The organism is Streptomyces adustus, assembly GCF_009377175.1.
Taxonomy (GTDB): domain Bacteria; phylum Actinomycetota; class Actinomycetes; order Streptomycetales; family Streptomycetaceae; genus Streptomyces; species Streptomyces adustus.
Window position 1 is genome coordinate 1 of record NZ_VJZD01000477.1, and the last position, 2991, is coordinate 2991.

Annotated in this window: 3 protein-coding genes; 1 reads left to right on the forward strand and 2 read right to left on the reverse strand. The window is 69.7% G+C overall.

Translation table 11 applies throughout. The annotated features are described in order from the left end of the window. Window positions 1–211: 211 nt before the first annotated feature. Window positions 212–355: a hypothetical protein gene (locus tag FNH09_RS46945; protein ID WP_156110866.1), complete on the reverse strand. Its 144-nt coding sequence runs from the start codon at window positions 353–355 to the stop codon at window positions 212–214. A 480-nt stretch (window positions 356–835) separates the two neighbouring features. Between FNH09_RS46945 and FNH09_RS45780 the strand changes: the two genes are divergently transcribed. Further along, window positions 836–2224, forward strand: coding sequence for a ParB/RepB/Spo0J family partition protein (locus FNH09_RS45780; protein ID WP_152895779.1), 1389 nt, complete (start codon window positions 836–838; stop codon window positions 2222–2224). 290 nt (window positions 2225–2514) lie between these two features. Here the strand turns inward: FNH09_RS45780 and FNH09_RS45785 are convergent, their stop codons facing one another. Continuing rightward, on the reverse strand, window positions 2515–2838 hold the full coding sequence (locus tag FNH09_RS45785; RefSeq protein ID WP_152895780.1) for a hypothetical protein: 324 nt from the start codon (window positions 2836–2838) through the stop codon (window positions 2515–2517). Window positions 2839–2991 lie beyond the last annotated feature (153 nt).

Here is a 2991-nt window from a genome sequence, read left to right on the forward strand (position 1 = left end):
CGATGGCGGGCGCGGCGCTCCGGGGTGACACCTGATACTTGGCGGTGGTGTCGGCGGGGGTGTGTGGCGCCCGCAGTGGGCCGGCTTCCGCGTCACCGCGGCGTGCGGCGACCTAGACGGCGGCGCGGCGGGTCCAGTTCGCGCGTTGGTCCGGTTCCGTTCTCTGCCACATCTGCCACGAGGGCCGCTACGAGCCCTGGGATCCTGGCTCCTACGCCTGCCGGTCCTGCGACAACCGCGCCCCCGATTCGGCGTTCGCCGTACAGACGAACGGCTCATCGTGCTCGCGGGCGTACTCCAGGTCCTCACCGTGCCGGACGGCCACCAGGTGATCACGCCTACCTGGCGCTGCCACGCCCCGCACCTGGGCGCGAGCCTGGTTCTCGTCCTGCGGCTCAACCGGACCCACCCGGTCTACCAGCGTGCCGAGGACGTCCAGATCACCCAAAACCTGCCGGCCGTCCTGGACGCCGACGAGCAGGGTCCCTGGGTATTGCCCCCGCGCAACTGGGTGTCCTCACCAGGGCCATGGACATCCGCCACGCGCTGCTGCCCTCAGCATCCCGGCAGCACCCGGATTTGGACACCGAGATCCCGGCCGCCCGCCTCCGCAGCCGGCACCTGCCCACCGCCTGAAGCCAGCCCGTACTCCACGCGGCCCAGGCGCCGAACGGACGCCGGGCTCACGGGGGTTCAAAGGCAAAAGCGGCGCAGCAGACCGTCATTTTCGCAGGTCAGTGGGTATCTAGCCCTCTCCATATATCAAACTATTATTTTTAATACAGGGAGTTGGTTTCCGCCAATTCGCCGATGAGGCAAGGAAAAGGAGAGCCACATGGCCACCGCCGTCTCGACCCCGGCCGACAAGAACAACGAGCACGAGGAGGCCGCGCCGCAGGTCGTCAAGCTCGACCCGGCGCTGCTGGTGCGCGACGAGTGCAATGCGCGCGAGCACGACACCGAGCCGGACGAGAAGCTCATCGCCTCCGTCAAGGAACTCGGCGTCGAGGAGCCCATCAGCGTCCGCCCCCGGCCCGACGGCACCTACGGCGTCTTCAAGGGCTGGCGGCGCGCCCAGGCAGCGCAGACCGCCAACGCAGACGCCGCACAGGACGGCCGCCCCGTGCGCGTGGTGAGGGCGTACGTGCGGGAGGAGCTGGTCGGCAACGACGGCTGGACGCGGTTTCTGTCCCTGGTCGAGAACGATCACCGCGAAGGGATGAGCGAGCGCGACACCCTCCGGGCGCAGGAGCTGTCCCTGATCGACATGAGCGAGGTCGACCGGCGCAAGGCGAGCAAGGCCCTCGGTGTCGGCCGTAACGCCGCCCAGCAGGCCAGGGCGGCGCAGAAGCTCGACGATGCTGCCCTGCGCCGGGCCAGTGCCGGGGGCATGGACCTGGAACAGATCGCCCAGTTCGCCGAGGTCGAGGACGTGCCTGGTGCACAGGAGAAGGCGCAGATCCCGCTGCTGCCCGCGCGAGTGCCGTACGGGGTGAAGGACACCGCCCGGCTGCTGTCGGAGCTGACCACGCCGCTGGGCAGGCCCCTGGACGAGTCCGGCCACAAGGGCTGCCCCGGTCACAGTGCCCGCCTCGACGACGACCACCAGCCCCTCTGGTACTGCGCGGACCCGGCCGAGTACGGCCACAAGGCACGTCCCAGGCCCAAGCCGGAGAAGACGGCCGAGGACGAGGTCAGGGCCGCCGAGCGGGCCCGCACCGTCGCGTGCAACCGGGCGTGGAAGGCCGCCGCAGGTCCCCGCAGGGAGTTCGTCACCCGGCTCGTACGCGGCAGCAAGGCCCTGCCCGAGGACGCCTGGAGGTTCGCCCTCGGGATGCTGCTGGACCTGCCCTCCTTCTACGGCAAGTGGGCGCAGCGCCAGGAAGCCGAGGATGTCGCCCAGTTCCTGGGCGTGACGCTGCCCGAGACGCCCTTTGCGCGGGTGCGGCTGTCGGAGCTGGTGACCCTCTCCAAGGCTCGCACTGCTCATGTGCTGTTCGCGCACGTCGCCGCCGCCTTCGAACGCGACATGCGCGACCCGCAGGGCTGGAACGACGCCCGTATGGGAGTGCGCTTCCTGTGGGAGGACCCCACGCCCCAGCAGGCCGCCTACCTGCTGCTCCTGGAAAAGCTCGGCCACGAGGACAAGGGCACCTACCGCCTGTCCGAGGTCGAGGAACAGGCCGTCGCCCCGCACCGTCCCGACGCCGGGTCCGGTGCCTGAGTGCGCCACGCCAAGCCCCGGCCGGGCACACCGGCTTTGGAGGGCTTGCAAGCTGGGTGAGTGCTGGTGGGGTTGTGGTGTCGGCTCAAGCCCTCTAGCCCGGGACCGGCCACCCCGACCGCCGCCAATCCCTCCAGGAGCTGGCGGCCTCCAGACTGTTCAGCGGTTGGCCCCGTCGGTGGTGTCATGGGGCGGGGCCTGGGTGGTGGCTGCGGGTTGGTGTCGTTGGTTGGAAGGCCGGTGGGGGCTTCGGCCTCCCCGCAGCTGTAGGAGAAGTGAGTGGCGGGAGGCTATGGCTGGGTGCGGATGACCAGGAGGATCTGGTTGGGGGGCGGCTCGGCCGGTGCGTGGTGGTGTGTGGTCAGGCTCTGCCATGTCAGGTTCAGGAGCTGGGTGGCTTCGTGGTGGTGGGAGCCTGCTTGTTGCAGGGCTGCGGTGGCGGCGAGAAGGGCTGTGCGGATACAGGCCAGCGTTCGGGTATCGGAGGGTGCCCTTCGGTCGCGCATTGCGGTCAGGAGTTCCAGGGTTTCGTCCACCAGGAGCCGTACGTGGTTGAGCAGCGGCTGCGACGCGTTGAGGTGGGCTGTCTGGAGGAGGTCGTGCACATCGCGCAAGACGGTGACCGGATCCTCTGAAGTCTGCGTGCAACCGGGCGTGGAAGGCCGCCGCAGGTCCCCGCAGGGAGTTCGTCACCCGGCTCGTACGCGGCAGCAAGGCCCTGCCCGAGGACGCCTGGAGGTTCGCCCTCGGGATGCTGCTGGACCTGC